This is a genomic window from Pseudomonas graminis (assembly GCF_013201545.1).
GTDB lineage: Bacteria > Pseudomonadota > Gammaproteobacteria > Pseudomonadales > Pseudomonadaceae > Aquipseudomonas.
On the sequence record NZ_CP053746.1, the window covers coordinates 734,994 to 755,082 of the forward strand.

14 protein-coding genes are annotated in these 20,089 nt (G+C 58.9%); 12 read left to right on the forward strand and 2 right to left on the reverse strand.

Annotated features, from left to right (window positions below):
• Window positions 1-76: 76 nt before the first annotated feature.
• Window positions 77-1,471 (reverse strand): PhoH family protein, encoded by a 1,395-nt coding sequence (locus FX982_RS03400; protein ID WP_172609644.1) that lies wholly within the window; start codon window positions 1,469-1,471, stop codon window positions 77-79.
• A 314-nt stretch (window positions 1,472-1,785) separates the two neighbouring features.
• The gene (locus FX982_RS03405; RefSeq protein ID WP_172612968.1) at window positions 1,786-3,039 is read right to left on the reverse strand and encodes a polysaccharide deacetylase family protein; all 1,254 of its coding nucleotides are present in this window, start codon (window positions 3,037-3,039) and stop codon (window positions 1,786-1,788) included.
• Window positions 3,040-3,222: 183 nt separating this feature from the next.
• Between FX982_RS03405 and yaaA the strand changes: the two genes are divergently transcribed.
• The 12 genes from yaaA to FX982_RS03465 all read left to right on the forward strand — a co-directional run bounded on the left by yaaA (window position 3,223) and on the right by FX982_RS03465 (window position 19,967).
• Complete coding sequence (gene yaaA, locus FX982_RS03410) at window positions 3,223-4,002, forward strand: peroxide stress protein YaaA (protein WP_172609645.1); 780 nt, start codon at window positions 3,223-3,225, stop codon at window positions 4,000-4,002.
• A 997-nt stretch (window positions 4,003-4,999) separates the two neighbouring features.
• A complete protein-coding gene (locus FX982_RS03415) occupies window positions 5,000-6,316 on the forward strand; it encodes a nucleotide sugar dehydrogenase (protein ID WP_122535847.1) in 1,317 nt (438 codons plus the stop codon).
• A 129-nt stretch (window positions 6,317-6,445) separates the two neighbouring features.
• Complete coding sequence (gene alg8 / locus FX982_RS03420; RefSeq protein ID WP_172609646.1) at window positions 6,446-7,927, forward strand: mannuronan synthase; 1,482 nt, start codon at window positions 6,446-6,448, stop codon at window positions 7,925-7,927.
• A gap of 53 nt (window positions 7,928-7,980) precedes the next feature.
• Window positions 7,981-9,153: a PilZ domain-containing protein gene (locus tag FX982_RS03425; protein ID WP_172609647.1), complete on the forward strand. Its 1,173-nt coding sequence runs from the start codon at window positions 7,981-7,983 to the stop codon at window positions 9,151-9,153.
• A gap of 2 nt (window positions 9,154-9,155) precedes the next feature.
• A complete protein-coding gene (gene algK / locus FX982_RS03430) occupies window positions 9,156-10,568 on the forward strand; it encodes an alginate biosynthesis TPR repeat lipoprotein AlgK (RefSeq protein ID WP_172609648.1) in 1,413 nt (470 codons plus the stop codon).
• Window positions 10,565-12,070 (forward strand): alginate export family protein, encoded by a 1,506-nt coding sequence (locus FX982_RS03435; RefSeq protein ID WP_172609649.1) that lies wholly within the window; start codon window positions 10,565-10,567, stop codon window positions 12,068-12,070. Before algK ends, FX982_RS03435 begins: the two co-directional genes overlap by 4 nt.
• 27 nt (window positions 12,071-12,097) lie before the next feature.
• Window positions 12,098-13,732 (forward strand): mannuronan 5-epimerase AlgG, encoded by a 1,635-nt coding sequence (gene algG, locus FX982_RS03440; RefSeq protein WP_172609650.1) that lies wholly within the window; start codon window positions 12,098-12,100, stop codon window positions 13,730-13,732.
• Window positions 13,733-13,745: 13 nt separating this feature from the next.
• The gene (locus FX982_RS03445; protein ID WP_108120673.1) at window positions 13,746-15,185 is read left to right on the forward strand and encodes an alginate O-acetyltransferase; all 1,440 of its coding nucleotides are present in this window, start codon (window positions 13,746-13,748) and stop codon (window positions 15,183-15,185) included.
• Window positions 15,186-15,192: 7 nt separating this feature from the next.
• Window positions 15,193-16,338, forward strand: a complete 1,146-nt coding sequence (locus tag FX982_RS03450) for a mannuronate-specific alginate lyase (RefSeq protein WP_172609651.1) — start codon at window positions 15,193-15,195, stop codon at window positions 16,336-16,338.
• A 190-nt stretch (window positions 16,339-16,528) separates the two neighbouring features.
• Entirely contained in the window at window positions 16,529-18,091 is a 1,563-nt protein-coding gene (locus tag FX982_RS03455; RefSeq protein WP_172609652.1) for an MBOAT family O-acyltransferase, read from the forward strand.
• Between the two features lie 10 nt (window positions 18,092-18,101).
• Complete coding sequence (locus tag FX982_RS03460; protein WP_172609653.1) at window positions 18,102-19,277, forward strand: alginate O-acetyltransferase; 1,176 nt, start codon at window positions 18,102-18,104, stop codon at window positions 19,275-19,277.
• A gap of 33 nt (window positions 19,278-19,310) precedes the next feature.
• Complete coding sequence (locus FX982_RS03465; protein WP_065993158.1) at window positions 19,311-19,967, forward strand: alginate O-acetyltransferase AlgF; 657 nt, start codon at window positions 19,311-19,313, stop codon at window positions 19,965-19,967.
• Window positions 19,968-20,089 lie beyond the last annotated feature (122 nt).

Genomic DNA, 20,089 nt, shown 5'->3' on the forward strand with positions numbered 1-20,089 from the left:
TACAAGCTGACGACCGTTAGTGGACGCCGGCTTGCAGCTTGCGGCTAGAGGCTAGAGGCTTGAAGCTGCTGCCACGTTACAAATGGCTCTCCGCGTATTCGGCCAGGATCGAGCGTGGAACACCTTGCAGACTGATGTGCACGCCGTTGGGGAAGTCCTTGAAACGCTCCGTCAGGTAAGTCAGCCCCGAGCTGGTGGCCGACAGATAAGGCGTGTCGATCTGTGCCAGGTTACCCAGGCAGACCACCTTGGAACCAGCGCCTGCACGGGTAATGATGGTTTTCATCTGGTGCGGTGTGAGGTTCTGGCATTCATCGATCAGGATCAGGCTCTGCTGGAAGCTTCGACCGCGAATGTAGTTGAGGGATTTAAACTGCAGCGGCACCTTGCTGAGGATGTAATCGACACTGCCATGGGTGTTTTCGTCATCCATGTGCAACGCTTCCAGGTTGTCGGTGATCGCGCCAAGCCAGGGTTCCATCTTTTCCGCCTCGGTCCCGGGCAGAAAGCCAATCTCCTGGTCGAGCCCCTGCACGCTTCGGGTGGCAATGATGCGGCGGTAACGCTTGCTGACCATGGTCTGCTCGATGGCCGCGGCCAGGGCGAGAATGGTTTTGCCCGAACCTGCCGCGCCGGACAGGTTGACCAGATGAATATCCGGATCGAGCAGCGCGAACAGCGCCAGCCCTTGATAAATGTCGCGCGGTTTCAGCCCCCACGCTTCCTGGTGCAGCAGCGGCTCTTGATGCATGTCCAGCAACAGCAGCTCGTCAGGCTTGACGCCTTTGACCCAACCGACGAAGCCTTGCTCATCAATGATGAACTCGTTGATGTGCACAGACGGAATCTGCTCGATCATCTGCACTTTGTGCCAGGTACGGCCGTGATCCTGACGGGTATCGACTTTGCTCACCCGGTCCCAGAAAGAGCCGGTCATGTTGTGATAACCGCGGGACAGCATCGACACGTCGTCAACCAGTTGGTCGGTGCTGTAATCCTCGGCCTCGATGCCGCAGGCCCGCGCCTTGAGGCGCATGTTGATGTCTTTGGTGACCAGTACGATGCGCGCGTCCTTTTTCCGCGCATGCAGGTCGATCAACTGATTGATGATGATGTTGTCATTGAGGTTGTCAGGCAGGACCCGGTTGGGCTCTTGCCGCTTGTTCATGAGGATGGACAGATAACCCTTGAAAACGCCTGTACCGCGATCGATCGGTACGCCTTTTTCGACCTCCTCCGGGGTCGCTTCGCCGAGTGTCTTGTCAATCAACCGGATCGCCTGCCGACATTCAGCAGCCACCGAGTGCTTGCCCGCCTTGAGCTTGTCCAGTTCTTCCAGGACGGTCATGGGAAGTGCAACGTGATGTTCTTCGAAATTCAGAAGTGCGTTTGGATCATGGATCAATACGTTGGTATCGAGCACGTAGAGGATTGGCTGGTTAGAGGAAGGGGTGCGTCCGTGGTCATCCATACTCGCTCACCTTTGTAGTAGCCAAGTGACGCAACACACAGCGATGCTGCGCCACGAAAAGGCCGCCGAGGCTTTCCCCTTGAGGCAGGAGAAAATTGCGCAAAGTGGGGTCTGGGATGACGCCACCTGTGTTGCAGGGTTCGGCGGTCTGTTGTCGTAATACCGCAAAACCGATGACATAAAAACGCGTTTCGGCGCTTTTTGAGGTTTATTTCTCAAGGGGCACATTAGGCCTTGGCGGATGGATCAGCCGCGTTTAAAGTCGGAAGTCCGGTCCGGGACAAATCCTCAGAAATTTCCCACCTCCCCCCTCGTCATTCCCCTTCTTTCACTGGCGGCACTGTCTGCTCAACCGCTGCACCCGGCTGCTCGACAGGCTCTTCTGCGGCGTCATCGCCTGGCGTGTCATCCTCCTCATCCGGCCCATCTTCTTCGTCCGCCAACTGCTGCGGATAAATATGGCAGTCTTGCCACATCACGCCGCTTTGCGCGGTGTTCGCCATCAGCCACGGCACCGCCTGCTGCGCCTTGTCCGTGCTGTCATGGAACACCACGTTCCCGCGCCGCCACAGCAGCATCAGCGTAAGCACCCGATTGGCAGCCTGCTCGGCGCTGATGCGTCCGGTGCTGTCCTGGGAATCGATGTTCCACAGCGAAACACGCAGCTGCTGATCCCGGAAGAACGGCGCGCTGTCGGCACGACGATGGCCGTAAGGCGGGCGAAACAGCGGCACGAAATTGTCCGGCAGCACCTGCTGAACCAGCGCGGCCGTACGCTCGATGGAGTCTTGCCAGTCGCGCCAGTGGGCATGGGACCTGAACTCCCAGCCTTGCAAGCCGACGCATTGCTGCCGGTAGACGTTTTGCAGCGCCTGAGCCGAGGTGCTGTCCAGACGACTCTGGATGCTTTTGCCCAGAACGAAGAAAGTCGCGGTGATTTTCTGCTGGCGCATGAAATCAGCCAGCCAGTCGGTGGCGCCATCGGCGACGGTCGGACCACTCTCGAAATTGAGCAGGAAGGTCCGGTCCGGCATTTCCTCGCCGCTGAGCTCGTCGGAGTTGTAGCGCTCGATCTCGCTGCTGGTCTGCGGGAACAAGGCGGCCATGCGCAACAGTTCATTGAGGTAACGCTGGTTGAAGGCATCGGCCGGCGCTGCCCACTGCGCATAGAAGGAATCATCGGCCACTTTGTACTCGGCGGCGCGCTGGCGCAGCATCGGCACGTCATCAACCAGTACACAGAAGGACGCGTCGGCTCCGCAGGTTTTTTCAGCGAATGTCCAGTTCTCGAACAGGCGCGTCCATAAGCGTGTGCGGATCAGGTTCACCGTCGGCAGGTTGATCTGGCGCAGGCCCAGGCGCGCACTCAGCTGGGCGTCGCTGAGGTTTTCGCTCTCCAGCAGCTGATGGGCGAAGCTGAGAATTTGCGCGCGCGAAGCGACGTCGAACAGCTGCGGCGTTTCCAGTGCCTCCGGCCAGACTGCGCGATCCAGCGTCGCAATTTCGCCCGTGGCCGCCTGTGCGTTGAGCCCCAATAAACAGGCTCCAATCAATACCAGCATGCGCAACACGACGTGCTCCCAATCCTTGATAAAAAGGCCGAAAACCGGCGAGGCACTATAGCGGATTTGCCTCGGACCAGAATGCCGGATTCCGGCACCGCTTCCGTAGGATGGCGCCTATCGACACCATAGCTGGAGTGATACGCACGCAACCCCTAGAATCCCCCGACGATCAAAGGAGCCCTGCCCATGCTGATGGTGATTTCCCCAGCCAAAACCCTCGACTTCGAAACGCCGCCTACTACCAAGCGCTACACCCAGCCGCAATTTCTGGATCACTCCCAGGAGCTCATCAGCCAATTGCGTGACCTGACGCCAGCACAGATCGGTGAGCTGATGCACCTGTCCGACAAGCTCTCCGGCTTAAACGCCGCCCGCTTCGGCAGCTGGAATCCGGCGTTTACGCCTGAAAACGCCAAACAGGCACTGCTGGCCTTCAAGGGCGACGTCTACACCGGTCTCGATGCCGACACCCTGAGCGCAGCTGATCTCACTTACGCCCAGAAGCACTTGCGTATGTTGTCCGGGCTTTATGGGCTGCTGCGTCCTCTGGACCTGATGCAACCCTATCGGCTGGAAATGGGTACAAAGCTGGCGAACGCAAGGGGCAAGGATCTTTACGCATTCTGGGGCGACCGCATCAGCGAATGGCTCAACGAGGCGCTGAAAGAACAAGGCGACGACGTGCTGCTCAACCTGGCGTCGAACGAATACTTTTCAGCGGTCAAGCGTCCGGCACTCAATGCCCGCGTCATTGAAACCGAGTTCCGCGACCAGAAAAACGGTCAGTACAAGATCATCAGTTTCTACGCCAAGAAGGCCCGGGGCATGATGGCTCGCTTCGTGATTTCCGAGCGCATCAGCAAGCCCAAGGACCTGATGCAGTTCGATGCCCACGGCTATCGCTACAGCAAAGAGCAGTCCTCTCCGGACAAGCTTATTTTCCTGCGGGATGAGCAAGACGCCTGAGCGGCACCGCCCTGAACGTTCGCCAGTCAGCGTCGCCCGTGTCCACTTCATGACGGGCAACGCGACGGCATTCAATCCCTACTTCGGTGCACTTCCCAAGACACAAGTGTCACCATTTTAGTGTGCATGCCGTGATCCCATCATTCGAATGCGTCCATCCATCCAACCGGAAGCAAAGAAAACAGTGACGTTGTTCGCAAATTCCCACACTAACTTAGTTCATAACCTACAGTTTGCGCGGACGAACGGTAGTGCTGCCGACTAATTGGCGCCAACTAAAAGTCAAAATCTAACGCGTTCTTTTTTTCTCAAAAATTTAACAACTTTTTTTGCAGATTTTCGCCCCTCTGATTGAACGATAGTCACTCCCGGCTTCATACCGACGAAAGCCTTACAAACTAAGGCTCGGACCATGATCACCAGCCCGTCGGAACCTGCCCTAAACCGCTCAGTGTTACGAAAAATCTCAAAAAGAGGACGAGCGGCCCGGAACTTATGGGGAATGCCCACGCTCCTACATCCCGTAACAATTCTCGTCCCCCATGTAGGACATCTCTTACATGGCACATGGACAGATCTGGAAGTTGCTTCTCAACGAAGTTAGACCCGTGGGTCAAGTGGTACGTACAAGGAGTCACGCACCAAACTAGTTGAAGTGAATTGAGCTAGCACCATTCGGGTGCCCGCAGTCGTGAATCGGGGCTGATTCATCGGGAGACGGCCAAAAGCCTTGTCCTTGACCGCCTGAGCATGACGCGCAAACCATCCGCTGGAGTGCCTGCCACATCCCAGATCGGGAACCTATATAAATATGTATGGGCCACTCGACACTGTTGATCTGTAACATTCGGGTTTGCCTTTCATATAGGTAACTCACCCCTTAATTCTGCCTGTGCTTGTCACGCGACATTCATTTGCCGTGCGTACGAGTGCGCGAAAGTTGTAAGACAGTTTTTATATTCGGCCAACTAATGGCGTAAACATCGAGGAGATTACTATGCGTATCAGCATCTTTGGTTTGGGCTATGTCGGTGCAGTCTGCGCAGGCTGCCTCTCGGCGCGTGGTCATGATGTTGTTGGCGTGGACATCTCTGCCGCCAAGATCGACCTGATCAACAAAGGCAAGTCGCCAATCGTTGAGCCAGGTCTGGGCGAGTTGCTGGAAACCGGCATCAAGACCGGCAAGCTGCGCGGCACCACCGATTTCTCCGAAGCCATTCGCGACACTGACCTGTCGATGATCTGCGTCGGCACGCCAAGCAAGAAGAACGGCGATCTGGAGCTGGACTTCATTGAGTCGGTCTGCCGCGAAATCGGCTTCGTACTGCGTGACAAGAGCACCCGTCACACCATCGTCGTGCGCAGCACCGTTCTGCCGGGCACCGTCGCAAACGTTGTTATCCCTATCCTCGAAGACTGCTCGGGCAAGAAAGCCGGCGTCGACTTCGGTGTCGCGGTAAACCCTGAATTCCTGCGTGAAAGCACCGCGATCGCCGACTACGACCATCCTCCGATGACCGTTATCGGCGAATTCGACACAGCGTCCGGTGACGTTCTGCAGTCCTTGTACGAAGAACTCGACGCACCGATCATCCGCAAGGACATCGCCGTTGCCGAGATGATCAAGTACACCTGCAACGTATGGCACGCGACCAAGGTCACCTTCGCCAACGAAATCGGCAACATCGCCAAGGCAGTCGGCGTCGACGGCCGTGAAGTGATGGACGTGGTCTGCCAGGACAAGGCTCTGAACCTGTCGCAGTACTACATGCGCCCAGGCTTCGCTTTCGGCGGCTCCTGCCTGCCGAAGGACGTCCGCGCCCTGACCTACCGCGCCAGCACCCTGGACGTTGAAGCTCCCCTGCTCAACTCCCTGATGCGCAGCAACGTTTCCCAGGTTCAGAACGCTTTCGACATCGTCGCTGCCAGCAACACTCGCAAAGTGGCCCTGCTGGGTCTGAGCTTCAAGGCCGGCACCGATGACCTGCGCGAAAGCCCACTGGTCGAGCTGGCAGAAATGCTGATCGGCAAGGGCTACGACCTGAGCATCTTCGACAGCAACGTCGAATACGCTCGCGTTCACGGCGCCAACAAAGACTACATCGAGTCCAAGATCCCGCACGTTTCGTCCCTGCTGAACTCGGACTTCGACGCGGTCATCAACAACTCCGACGTGATCATCCTGGGTAACCGCGACGAGCGCTTCCGTGCACTCGCCAACAACGCGCCAGCCGGCAAGCGTGTCATTGACCTGGTGGGCTTCATGAAAGGCACCACCACCGAAAACGGTCAAATCGAAGGTATCTGCTGGTAACACACAGCGAGCTGCAAGCCACGAGCTGCAAGTTTCAGGCTTCATCCCTCCCGTCCAAGGCGTCAGCGCCTGCGACGGGAGGTTTGAAGCTTGCGGCTTGAGGTTGCAACTGACTTAGGGATACACACTATGCAAAGGCTGAAGCACGGCTTCCTCCAGGCCGCAGGTTGGCTGTTTTATCTAACTTTGCTGGCTGCCATTGCCATGGCGCTGCCTGCATCGCTGTTTGACTCGCATTCCAAAGATTTCATTTTCCTGATCGGTATCGTCGGCATCTGGCGCTACTCGATGGGCGCAACGCACTTTGTGCGCGGCATGATCTTCCTGTACATCGTCTACCCGCACCTGCGCCGTAAAGTGCGCAAGCTGGGCAAGGCAGCCGATCCGTCTCACGTGTTCCTGATGGTCACCAGCTTTCGTATCGATGCGCTGACCACCGCTCAGGTGTACAGCTCGGTGATCCGCGAAGCCATCAACTGCGGCTTCCCGACCACCATCGTGTGCTCCCTGGTGGAAATGTCCGACGAGCTGCTGGTCAAGGCACTGTGGGCCAAGTACAACCCGCCGGAGCACGTCAAGCTCGACTTCGTGCGCATCGCCGGTACCGGCAAGCGTGATGGTCTGGCGTTCGGTTTTCGCGCCATCTCCCGCCACATGCCGGACGACCGCTCGGTGGTTGCGGTGATCGACGGCGACACCGTTCTGGCTGAGGGCGTGGTGCAGAAAACCGTTCCGTGGTTCCAGCTGTTCGGCAACGTCGGCGGCCTGACCACCAACGAGTTCTGTGAAGTACGTGGCGGCTACATCATGAGCGAGTGGCACAAGCTGCGTTTCGCTCAGCGCCACATCAACATGTGCTCGATGGCGCTGTCCAAGCGCGTGCTGACCATGACCGGCCGTATGTCGGTGTTCCGCGCCACCGTGGTGACGGACCCGGCGTTCATCGCCGACGTGGAAAGCGACTCGCTGCAGCACTGGCGTCTGGGCCGCTTCAAGTTCCTGACCGGCGACGACAAATCCAGCTGGTTCAGCCTGATGCGCCTTGGCTACGACACGTTCTACGTGCCGGATGCCGCGATCAACACGGTTGAGCACCCGCCGGAAAAAAGCTTCCTGAAGGCCAGCCGCAAGCTGATGTACCGCTGGTACGGCAACAACCTTCGGCAGAACTCCCGCGCGTTGGGTCTTGGCGTTGGTCGTCTCGGCGTCTTCACCAGCATCGTGCTGTTCGATCAGCGCGTGTCGATGTGGACGTCGATCCTCGGCCTGACCGTCGCCATGCTGGCGAGCCTGAAATTCGGTATCGAATACCTGCTGGCGTACCTGCTGTGGATCGGCATCACCCGTCTGATCCTGACGCTCCTGCTGTCTTGCAGCGGACACAAGATCGGTCCTGCCTATCCGATGATTCTCTATTACAACCAGATCGTCGGCGCACTGATGAAGATCTACGTCTTCTTCCGTCTGGACCGACAGTCCTGGACCCGCCAGGACACAAAACTGAGCCGCGACATGGCCAGCTTCCAGGGTTGGTTCAACACCTGGTCGTCGCGGACCATGACTTTCTCGGCTGGCAGCATCTTCGTTGCCGTGCTGCTGACAATGGTCTGACCGGGCCTCTGACCGAAACAATGGATCAACTCGATTAATCAGGAATTACCACCATGAATACAGCCGTGAATGCCAATGTCGTACATGAATCCGAAGCCCAGCGTCAGCACGCACGGGTCAAGATCCCGGCCAAACTGCGACTGCTCAATGGTCAGCCGAACGCTCCGCTGGTGCGTGTCGAAGACCTTTCTGCAGGCGGTCTGAGCTTTGTTGCTCCTGCCAACCTGCGCCCAAGCGTCGGTGAGGTCATCAAGGGTCGCCTGCAGTTCCTGATCGATAACCTCGGTCTGGCAATGGACGTGGCCCTGCAGGTCCGCACGATCGATTCGAGCACCGGCCGTGTCGGCTGCCAGTTCCAGAATCTGGAAACCCAGGACATCTCGACCCTGCGTCACCTGATCACATCGCACCTGTCGGGCGATCTCATCAGCATGGGTGAAGTGCTTGCGACCCTGCAGCGCGACAACTTCACCAAGGCACGCAAATCCAAGGACAGCGGCAGCGGCCTGAGCGCTTTCGGTCGTCTGCGCGCCGTGACCTTCAGCGTCGGTATCTTCGCCGTCGGTTTGATTGCTTTCGGCTTCGTCGCCAAATCGGTCTACGGCATGTATTTCGTCAGCCACTCCACGTCTGGCCTGGTCAGCGTGCCGAGCCTGGATGTGACGATGCCCCGCGAAGGCACCGTGACCAGCCTGGTCGCTCCGAACGGCAATGTCGCCAAAGGTGCTCCTCTGGCGACCTTCAACACCAGCATGCTGGACATGTTGAAAGGCAACCTGGACCCGGACGAAATGCAGCCGGCCAAAATCGAAGAGCTGTTCGGTCGTCAACTGGCCGGCACCATGACCAGCCCGTGCGATTGCGTCGTGGCCAAGCAACTGGTCGCCGACGGTCAGTACGCAAGCAAAGGTCAAGTGATCTTCCAGATGGTCCCGCGTAACGTTGCCGCCAATGTCGATGCTCGCTTCACCTACCGTCAGTTCGCCGATGTACAGCCGGGCGCTCGCGTGACCTTCCAGGTTGCTGGCGAAGACGGCGACCACAGCGGCAAGATCGTCAGCGCCACGGCCCTGAGCCCTGCTGACCTGTCTTCCGACATCCGCGTTCAGATCCAGCCTGACGAAGCCATCAACAGCAACCTGGCCGGTCGCCCGGTTGAAGTGGTGAGCACTCGTGGCCCGTCGCTGAACTGGTTGATCGATAAAGCCACGGCGGCAGGTTTCTAAACATGGCTAGCCCACTACGAAGCTTGTCAGCCCCTACATTGTTGAGCCTGGCGATCGCTATCGGTTTGGGCGGCTGTGCCGGCCTGCCCGATCAGCGCCTGGCAAACGAAGCCCTGAAACGCGGCGACACCGCGATGGCGGAGCAAAACTATCGGCAACTGGCGGACCTGGGCTATAGCGATGCACAGGTCGGCCTCGCGGATATCCAGGTGGGTACCCGTGATCCGGAGCTGATCAAGCAGGCCGAGGCGACGTATCGCGCTGCAGCAGCCACTTCGCCCCGGGCGCAATCGCGCCTGGGCAAGTTGCTGGCGGTCAAGCCGAACTCCACCGAAGCCGAGCAACGTGAAGCCGAGGGTCTGTTGAAGAAGGCCTTCGCCAATGGCGAAGCCGGCACGCTGATTCCCCTGGCGATGCTCTATCTGCAATACCCGCACACGTTCCCGAACGTGAACGCGCAGCAGAAGATCAACGAATGGCGCGCTGGCGGTTATCCGGAAGCGGGTCTGGCCCAGGTGCTGCTGTATCGCACCCAAGGGACCTACGACCAGCATCTGGGTGAAGTCGAAAGCATCTGCAAGCAAGCGCTGCGCACCACTGACGTTTGCTACACCGAGCTGGCGACGGTCTACCAGAAACGCGGCGAAGCCGACAAAAAGGCTGCGCTGATCGAGCAGATGCAAAACGGCTACGCCATGGGCAGCGTGCCTGCCATGCGGGTCGACAGCGTCGCTCGCGTGCTGGCGGATTCGACCCTCGGCAAGCCGGACGAGAAGACCGCGCAATCGCTGCTGGAGAAAGTTGCCCCCGGTTACCCCGCTTCATGGGTCAGCCTGGCGCAATTGCTGTACGACTTCCCCGAACTGGGTGACGTCAACAAGATGATGGAATACCTGGACAACGGCCGTGCTGCGGATCAACCGCGCGCCGAGCTGTTGCTGGGCAAGCTGTATTACGAAGGCAAGCTGGTCTTGCCGGATGCGAAGAAAGCCGAAGAGCACCTGACCAAGGCGGCTGCGACGCAAATCTCCGCGCATTACTACCTGGGTCAGCTTTATCGTCGGGGTTATCTGGGCCATCCAGACCCGCAGAAAGCTGTCGACCAGCTGCTGACCTCCGCACGCGGTGGCCAGAACAGCGCCGACTTCGCCCTCGCGCAGTTGTTCTCGCAAGGCAAAGGTATCAAGCCTGATCCGGTCAACGCCTGGGTCTTCGGCCAACTGGCACTGGCTCAAGGCACGCCGCAAGCGACGGATCTTGCGCAACAACTGAACGAACAATTGCCGCCTGAGAAGCGCGCCCAGGCGCAGAGCCTTCTCCAGCGAGAACAGCAGGTCCGCGGCACAACCGCTCAAAACGCGTTGGCCTTGCAGACACTGCAAGAAGAAAAAGACGGCGGGGACGCACCTCTATGAAGCTTAAGTTGAACCCTCTGATGGCGGCCGGATTCGGTCTGGGCTTCTCCCTGATCTGGGCCACGCCGACACTGGCGGCCCTGACCGACACTCAGAATTTCGGCATCGAAGTCAAAGCGACGGGCCAGATGGAAGACGACCGTGACCTCGGCACCCGCAGCGGTGGCGACGTCAACGGTGTCGGTCTGGATCTGCGCCCGTGGGCATATGGCGAGTGGGGCAACTGGAGCGGTTACGCGATGGGCCAGGTCGTCACCGCGACCGACACCATTCAGACCGATCCGCTGGATCAGCAGGTCACTGACTCAAACGGTCAGAGCGCTCAGCGTTCGCGCAGTACCTCCAACAGCCGCAAGGTTGACGACAGTTATGCTGCGCTGCGTGAGTTCTGGATCGGCTATAGCGGTTTCACGCCCTACCCTGGCGAGATACTCAAAGTCGGTCGGCAGCGCCTGCGTAATGACGATGGCCAGTGGCACGATGTCAACATCGAAGCGGTGAACTGGACCTTCGACACTACCCTGCTCAAGGCAGAAGTGGGCGCCGCACAGCGTTTCAGTGAATACCGCACCGACCTGACCGAACTGTCGGCGCAGGACAAAGATCGCTCGCACCTCTATGGCGACGTGGAGTACCAGTGGACGCCAGGACAATGGGCAGGCATTCGTGCTCACCACAGTCATGACGGCGGCAGCCTGAAAAGTCAGGGTGAAGCCATCGACGATCTGGACAAGACCACCCGTGGCGACCTGACCTGGCTGGGTCTGCAGGCCAATAGCGATGCGTACAACTATCGCAACCTGAACACCGTCAACTATTGGGGCAGCCTGACCTGGCTGACGGGCGATCGTGACCGCATCGGCACCACTTACGACCCTGTTGGCGATCAGTACGTGGCAGGTGACAAGAACAACCAAAACGTCAACGGCTGGGCGACCGACCTGGGCCTGCGTTTCCGTCTGGACCCGATGTGGCAGGTAGGCGGCGCCTACTCCCGCGCCAGCAAGAACTACGAGCAGAACGGGCTTGAAAGCAACCGCTCCAACTGGACCGGTACCCGCTCGCGCGTGCATCGTTTCGGCGAAGCGTTCCAGGGCGAAATGGCCAACGTAGAGTCCGGCTCGCTGTTCGCTTCCTGGCAGATGCAGGACGAATACGACGCCTCTTTGATCTACCACAAGTTCCGTCGCGTTGACGGCCACTCGGGTATCGGCGGCGCGGGTGTGAACCCTGCTCAGGAAAATGTCGACTCCGATGGCGTCAGTACTTTTGCCTCACTGCCGCTCGAAGACGGCCGTAAGGACCTGGGCCAGGAAATGGACCTTGTCGTCACCAAGTACTTCAAGCAAGGCCTGCTGCCGGCTGCGGTAAGCCAGTCGTTCGACGAACCGTCGGCACTGATTCGTCTGCGTGCGGGCGTGTTCAAACCGGGCGATGCGTATCACAGCGGTGTAGACGATTACATGCACCGCGCCATCGTCGACGTCATCTGGCGCTTCTGATGCAAGCCGCGATAGGAGTGCAATGAGATGAACAGTCAAGCAAGCAGATTGCGTCACCGGGCATGGCCGTATGCCCTGCTGGAAAGCGCTGTGCTGAGCAGCGCCTTGCTGCTCGCCAGCACTGCGGCCATGGCCAATAGCCCGCTGCCGGTCCCCGCCCCTGCGGCGCATCCGACCGATACCAAGGAAGAAGTGGTCAAAGGCCTGCATGAGGCCAAGACCTACTCCATCAGCAGTCCGCCCGTCGAGCCACTGCTGATGGACAAACCAAAGCTGCCTGACCTGTCGGGTTACACCCTGCAGGCCATGCAAAAGAAGATCGTGCGCAGCAAACCAGGCAAGGTTGCGATCAAACGCATGATGCTGGAAGACTCGCTGAAGGAGTTCGTTGGCGGTGACAACAAGATGGCCGAATGGGTAGCCCGTCAGCACGGGATCCCACAGGCGATCTTCATCGAAGACGGCTACATGACCCTGCAGGAGCTTGCGAAGAAGGTGCCTAAACAGTACCTGAGCGAAACCTCACCGGGCGTGTTTCTGGCGCGTCTGCCGATCGTCGTCGGCAAGAACGGCATCCTGGAAGTTGACAAGAAGACCACCGAATTGCGCCTGTCTCAGGACGCCGGTGCGTTTCTGGTCAACGACAATCTGCTGTTCATGTCGGACACCAAGCTGACCGGCTGGAGCGAAAAAGCCAACGGCCCGTCGACGTATAAAGCGCCGAAGGAATTCCGTCCGTTTCTGCTGTCCTGGGGCGGCACCCAGACCTACATGTTCAACACCAAAGTGGCGAGCCTGGGTTACAACAACAGTAAGTCGTACGGCATCAGTATTTCCCAGTACACGCCGAACATGAAGGCTCAGATGAACCGCCCCGAGCCAACCGGCTGGATCGTCAACTCTGACTTCTCGGACATGTGGTACGGCTTCTACTGCTATGAAACCCGCGACTTCGTGGTCAAGGGCAGCACCTACCACGACAACATCATTTACGGCATCGACCCCCATGACCGTTCCCATGGTCTGATCATTGCCGAAAACACGGTGTACGGGACCAAGAAAAAGCACGGGATCATCGTCTCCCGTGAGGTGAACGACAGCTTCATCATCAACAACAAAAGCTACGACAACCACCTGTCCGGCATCGTCCTTGACCGTAACAGCGTGAACAACCTGGTGGCGTACAACGAGATTTACCGCAACCACACCGACGGCATCACCTTGTACGAGAGTGCTGACAATCTGCTGTGGGGCAACCGCGTGTTCGCCAATAAACGGCACGGTATCCGGGTTCGTAACAGCACCAATATCAAGTTGTACGAAAACCTGGCCGTCGGCAACGGATTGATGGGCGTCTATGGCCACATCAAAGACCTGTCGGACACCGACCGCGATATCAAGCTCGACCCGTTCGATGCCGAAGTCTCGCTGATTCTGGTTGGCGGGGAACTGACCTCCAACGGCTCAGGCCCCCTGTCTATCGATTCGCCGTTGAGTGTCGAGCTGTACAGGGTCTCGATGCTTGCACCGACCAAATCCAGCGGGATCAGCTTCAACGGCGTACTGGGCGAACGTCAGGACGAAATCCTCGATCTGCTGGTGCGCCAACAGAAAGCCGTGTTGATCGACCCGGTCGAAAGCCAGAAACAACTCCGGGACTGAGGAAGATATTTCTATGCACGCACATTTGATCAAACTGCTCAGCCTCTCGGGCCTGACCGCTGCACTGTTCGCCGCCAGCAATGGCGCGTATGCAGCGGACACCACTGCCCCGAGCTTCACGGCCGAGCCTTGCTGCAGCCTGTGCCCTGAGGCACATGACGAGAAGAACTACGTCAGCCGTTATCAGCAAAACTTCACCACCCTGGTCCAGGCGCAGGGCGACTGGCTGTTCCGGACCCGTGAAGATCTGCGCACCGAATTCGACACCACGCCTGAAGGCTATCGCCGCATGCAAATGCTGCACGATGCCTTCAAGAGCAAGGGTGTAGAGCTGGTGGTCGTGTATCAGCCGACCCGCGGGCTGGTTGATCGCAACAAGCTGTTCCCGGCTGAGCGTGACAAGTTCGACTACAACACTGCGCTGCGCAACTACCAGGCCATGCTCGGCCGTTTCGCAAAAATGGGCTACACCGTGCCGGACCTGTCGCCGTTGACCAATGAGCAACAGGCCCACGATTTCTACTTCCGCGGTGACCAGCACTGGACGCCGTATGGCGCTCAGCGCACAGCAAAAATCGTCGCTGATTCCGTGAAGAAGATGCAGGCTTTTGCCGGTGTACCGCGCCGGGAATTCGAGACCCACCTGTCAGGTCGCATGGGCAAGAAGGGCACTCTTCACAATATGGCCGGTCAATTGTGCGGCACAAGCTATGCCATCCAGTACATGGACCAGTTCGAGACGGAACCCAAAGGCGAAGCCGCCGACGGCGACCTGTTTGGTGACTCCGGCAACCCGGAAATCACGCTGGTCGGTACCAGTCACAGCGGGAAGAACTACAACTTCTCCGGCTTTTTGCAGGAATACATTGGTGCTGATGTGCTGAACGTCGCCTTCCCGGGCGGCGGCCTTGAAGGTTCGATGCTGCAGTACCTGGGCAGCGAAGACTTCCAGAAACACCCACCGAAGATTCTCATCTGGGAATTCTCGCCGCTTTACCGCCTGGACCAGGAGACCATCTATCGCCAGATGATGTCGCTGCTGGACAACGGCTGTGAAGGCAAACCGGCGGTCATGAGCGCCAGCACCACCCTTAAACCTGGGATCAACGAGTTGCTGGTCAACGGCAAAAACGGCATCAAGGATGTGCGCAACGGCAGTAATCAGATCGACATCAAGTTCGCCGACAACTCAGTGAAAACCCTTCAGGCGCGCCTCTGGTACATGAACGGTCGCCACGAAGACTTGAAGATCGAAAAACCTGAAACATCTGAAACCGACGGGCGCTTCTCCTTCGAACTGCGCGACGACAAGGACTGGGCTGACCAGCAATTGCTCGCACTGGAAGTGCAGGGTCCCGAAGCGGGCACTGCGCCACAGCAGGTCGAAGCGAAAGTATGCAAACGCAACGTGTTCCCGAATGTCGCGCATCAAACCGCGCAAGCCGGGTTATGAGGCTCTTATGCACACTCCAAAACTGATGCTCCCTACCCTTCTGTCGCTGGCGATGATGTCTTCGGCGCTGTTCGCCACAGGCGCCAGCGCTGCATCGACACTCGTGCCGCCGCAGGGCTACTACGAAGGTGTCGAGAAATTCAAGACGGGCCAGGGCAAGTTCAGCTGTGACTCGATCCCGCAGCCCTACACCGGTCCGCTGCAGTTTCGCAGCAAATACGAAGGCTCGGACAAGGCCCGCGCCACGCTGAACATGGTTTCGGACCAGGCCTTCCGTGACGCGACCAAAGACATCACGAGCATGGAGCGGGCCACCAGCAAAGTGGTGATGCAGTACATGCGCGACGGCCGTCCGGAGCAGCTCGATTGCGCGCTCAACATGCTGACCACCTGGGCCAAGGCCGATGCGCTGGAATCCACCGACTTCAACCACACCGGCAAGTCGATGCGCAAATGGGCACTGGGCAGCATGTCGTCCGCTTACCTGCGCCTGAAGTTCTCCGAATCGCATCCTCTGGCCACCCGCCAGCAGGAAGCGCAGGTGATCGAAGCCTGGTTCAGCAAACTGGCGGATCACGTCGTCAGCGACTGGAACGATCTGCCGCTCGACAAGACTAACAACCACTCGTACTGGGCGGCCTGGGCCGTGATGTCCACGGCAGTCGCGACCAATCGCCAGGACCTGTTCGATTGGGCGGTGAAGGAATTCAAGATCGGCGCCAATCAGGTCGATCCGCAAGGGTTTCTGCCGAACGAACTCAAGCGCAAACAGCGTGCGCTGGCGTACCACAACTACGCACTTCCGCCTTTGGCCATGATCGCGAGTTTCGCCCAGGCCAATGGTGTCGATTTGCGTCAGGAAAACAACGGCGCCCTTAAGCGTCTGGGTGATCGGGTGCTGGCTGGCGTGAAGAACTCAGGCAGTGAATTCGCCGCCCGCGATGGCGAAAAGCAGGACATGACGGACCTGAAAACCGACATGAAATTCGCCTGGCTTGAACCGTACTGCTCGCTGTACGACTGCGGCCCGGATGTCCTTGAGCAGAAACACAAGATGCAACCGTTCAAGAACTTCCGCCTCGGCGGCGACATAACCCGCACTTATGACCCGACGCACGACAAGGGTGACAAAGGCGACAAGGGCGGTTCGTAAGAGCAGCAGAGGCTCAAGTGGGAGCGAGCTTGCGCGCGAAGGGGCCATGAGAGGCACCCATTTATTCGCGAGCAAGCTCGCTCCCACAGGGTAGTTCCAGGTTAAACCGAACATGTTTCACCCCTCCATTTTTCGTGGGGGGTTTGGGGGGGCTTCGGCCCTTGATGTTGGACAAATGGAGAGATAAAGGATGGTGTTCTCATCCAACGTGTTCCTGTTCCTGTTCTTGCCGGTGTTTCTCGGCTTGTACTACCTGAGCGGGCAACGCTATCGCAACCTGCTGCTGCTGGTCGCCAGCTACGTGTTCTACGCGTGGTGGCGAGTGGATTTCCTGGCACTGTTCGCAGGTGTGACGCTGTGGAACTACTGGATCGGTCTGCGCGTAGGCGCCGCCGGGGTCAGAACCAAACCGGCACAGCGCTGGCTGCTGCTCGGCGTGGTGGTCGACCTGGGCATCCTTGGCTACTTCAAGTACGCCAACTTCGGCGTGGACAGCATCAACGCAATGATGACGTCGATCGGCCTTGAGCCGTTCATCCTCACCCATGTGTTGCTGCCGATCGGGATCTCGTTCTACATCTTCGAGTCCATCAGCTACATCATCGACGTATACCGTGGCGACACGCCGGCAACGCGCAACCTCATCGACTTTGCAGCGTTCGTGGCGATCTTCCCGCACCTGATTGCAGGGCCGGTACTGCGCTTCCGCGACTTGGTCGATCAGTTCAACAACCGCACGCACACCCTCGACAAGTTCTCCGAGGGCTGCACGCGGTTCATGCAGGGTTTCATCAAGAAGGTCTTTATTGCCGACACCCTGGCAGTGGTCGCCGATCATTGCTTCGCCCTGCAGAATCCGACGACGGGTGACGCATGGCTTGGCGCGCTGGCGTACACCGCTCAGCTGTACTTCGACTTCTCCGGCTACAGCGACATGGCCATCGGCCTGGGTCTGATGATGGGTTTCCGCTTCATGGAAAACTTCAAACAGCCTTACATCAGTCAGTCGATCACCGAGTTCTGGCGTCGCTGGCACATCAGCCTGTCGACCTGGCTGCGTGACTATCTGTACATCACGCTGGGCGGCAACCGTGGCGGCAAGGTCGCGACCTACCGCAACCTGTTCCTGACCATGTTGCTGGGCGGTCTGTGGCACGGCGCCAACATCACTTACATCGTCTGGGGTGCCTGGCACGGTGTGTGGCTGGCGATCGAGAAGGCCATCGGCCTGAACACGGCACCGCGCACGTTCAACGTCGTTCGCTGGGCGTTCACCTTCCTGCTGGTGGTCATGGGCTGGGTCATCTTCCGCTCGGAAAACCTGCATGTTGCCGCCCGTATGTATGGCGCCATGTTCAGCTTCGGCGATCTCGGTCTGTCAGAACTCAACCGCGCCAGCCTCACAGGCCTGCAAGTGGCAACCCTGGTCGTGGCGTACATCACTCTGGCCTTCTTCGGCCTGCGTGACTTCTACCGCAACCGCGCGCCAGCCAAACCGACCGACAAAGCCGTGCAGGTCGATGGCCCTGCCGCTGCCGAGCCAGGCCTGATCAAGGCCGTGCCGGGCGACAAGCCAGGCAGCATTCATCAACCGGGTTACATCGTCGGCACCGAAGCGCAGGTTCAGCCTGCCTACTGGACCGTCGACTGGTCGCGCTATGTCATGCGCGCCCTGATCCTGCTGATGTTCGTTGCATCGATCCTGAAACTCTCGGCGGCCAGTTTCTCGCCGTTCCTTTACTTCCAGTTCTGAGGAGCCTGACATGACCCGTTCATTACGTTTCCTCTACATCTTCCTGTTCCTGGCACTTCTGCTGGTGCTGGGCCTGTGGTCGCTGCGCAGCTTCATCGGTTTCTCGACGTCGAAAGAAACCACCGTGCTCAATGGCCACTGGACCAAAGCGGTGGAGACCCACTACGACGAAGAATTTCCGATCAAGCGTCTGGGCACCAACCTCTGGGCGGCGCTGGACTACAAGGTGTTCAACGAAGGTCGTCCGGGCGTGATCCTGGGCAAAGACCAGTGGCTGTACACCGACGAAGAATTCGACGCCGTTGCCAACAGCGAGCAGAACGAAGCCGACAACCTGGCGATCATTCAGGGCGTGCGTGACACCCTGAAAAAGCAAGGCACGCAACTGGTGCTGGCCATTGTTCCTGCCAAGACCCGTCTGTACCCCGAGCACGTCGGTGACAACAAACCGGCCACGCTGCACACCGATCTGTACCAGCAGTTCCACGCCCAGGTGAATCAGGCCGGCATCCTTGCCCCTGATCTGCTGACGCCGCTGCAAAGCGCCAAGGAGAAGGGCCAGGTATTCCTGCGCACCGACACTCACTGGACGCCAATGGGCGCGGAAATCGTCGCCCAGCAGTTGGGGGACGTGATCAGCAAGCAAGTGCCGCTGAACGTTGAACCGCAGAACTTCGTCACCGAAGCCAAGTCGACCGAACCCTACAAGGGCGATCTGACCAACTTCCTGCCGCTGGACCCGCTGTTCACCAACCTGCTGCCCAAGCCGGATGACCTGCAGCAGCGCAGCACCAACCCGGCCCAAGCTGACGCCGAAAGCGGTGATGCCCTGTTCGCGGACAACTCGGTTGCGGTGGGTCTGGTCGGCACCAGCTACAGCGCCAACCCGAACTGGAACTTCGCCGGTGCGCTCAAACAGGCCCTGCACGCAGACGTGGTGAATTATGCCGAAGACGGCCATGGCCCGATCCTGCCGATGCTCAAGTATCTGCAGACCGACGCCTTCAAGAGCAGCCCGCCGCAGGTGCTGATCTGGGAATTCCCGGAACGCTACCTGCCCGCTCACAACGACCTGACCGAGTTCGACCCACAGTGGATCGCTGAACTCAAAAAGGCCCGTGACCCCCAACAGAATCTGGCGGACAACGCCAACAACTCCAAGTCGCCCACCCGGGCGCAAAACTGAGAGGACTCTTTGACTATGACTTCGCAGAACCCAATGCCAGTTCGTTCGAGCAAAACCAACCTGCTGAAAACCTGCGTGCTGGCCGCGAGCCTGGGCTTCGTCTCCCTTTCCGCATTCGCCGGTGGCGACGCCGCACTGTATGGCCCGACCGCACCAAAAGGCTCGACCTTCGTGCGTGTTTACAACGCCAGCAGCAGCGAAATCTCCGCCAGCGTCGGCAACACCAGCCTCAACGAAATCGGCCCATTGGCCAGCAGTGACTTCGGCTTCATGCCACAGGGCGACTACACCGCCAAAGTCGGCAGCCAGTCGCTGCCGGTGAAACTGGCCAGCGATCACTACTACACCATCGTCAACAACACTTCGGGCGCACCGCAGCTGGTTGAAGAGCCGCCGTTCAAGAACAAGCAGAAGTCCCTGGTTCGCGTCCAGAACCTGAGCGACAAGGCGCTGACCCTGAAAACGGCTGATGGCAAAACCGACGTGGTCAAGGCTGTGTCTGCCAAGGGCACCGGCGAGCGTGAAATCAACCCGGTCAAAGTCAGCTTCGCGCTGTTTGACGGCGACAAGAAAGTTGCCGACCTGAAGCCGGTTGCACTGGAGCGCGGTGAAGCTGCCGTTCTGTATGTCACTGGCAGCGGCAGCAGCCTGTCGCCAGTCTGGGTCAAGCGTCCGACGGGCACTCAGTAACACACAGTTGAATCTGGCCGAGAGGCCTTAGGCGCGCGCTTGATCGCAAGCGCGCTGCCAAGGATTTACGGGATTAAGCGTTCGGCGTCAGGCACTGCGGAGCAAGCAGACAGCCAAGAGGA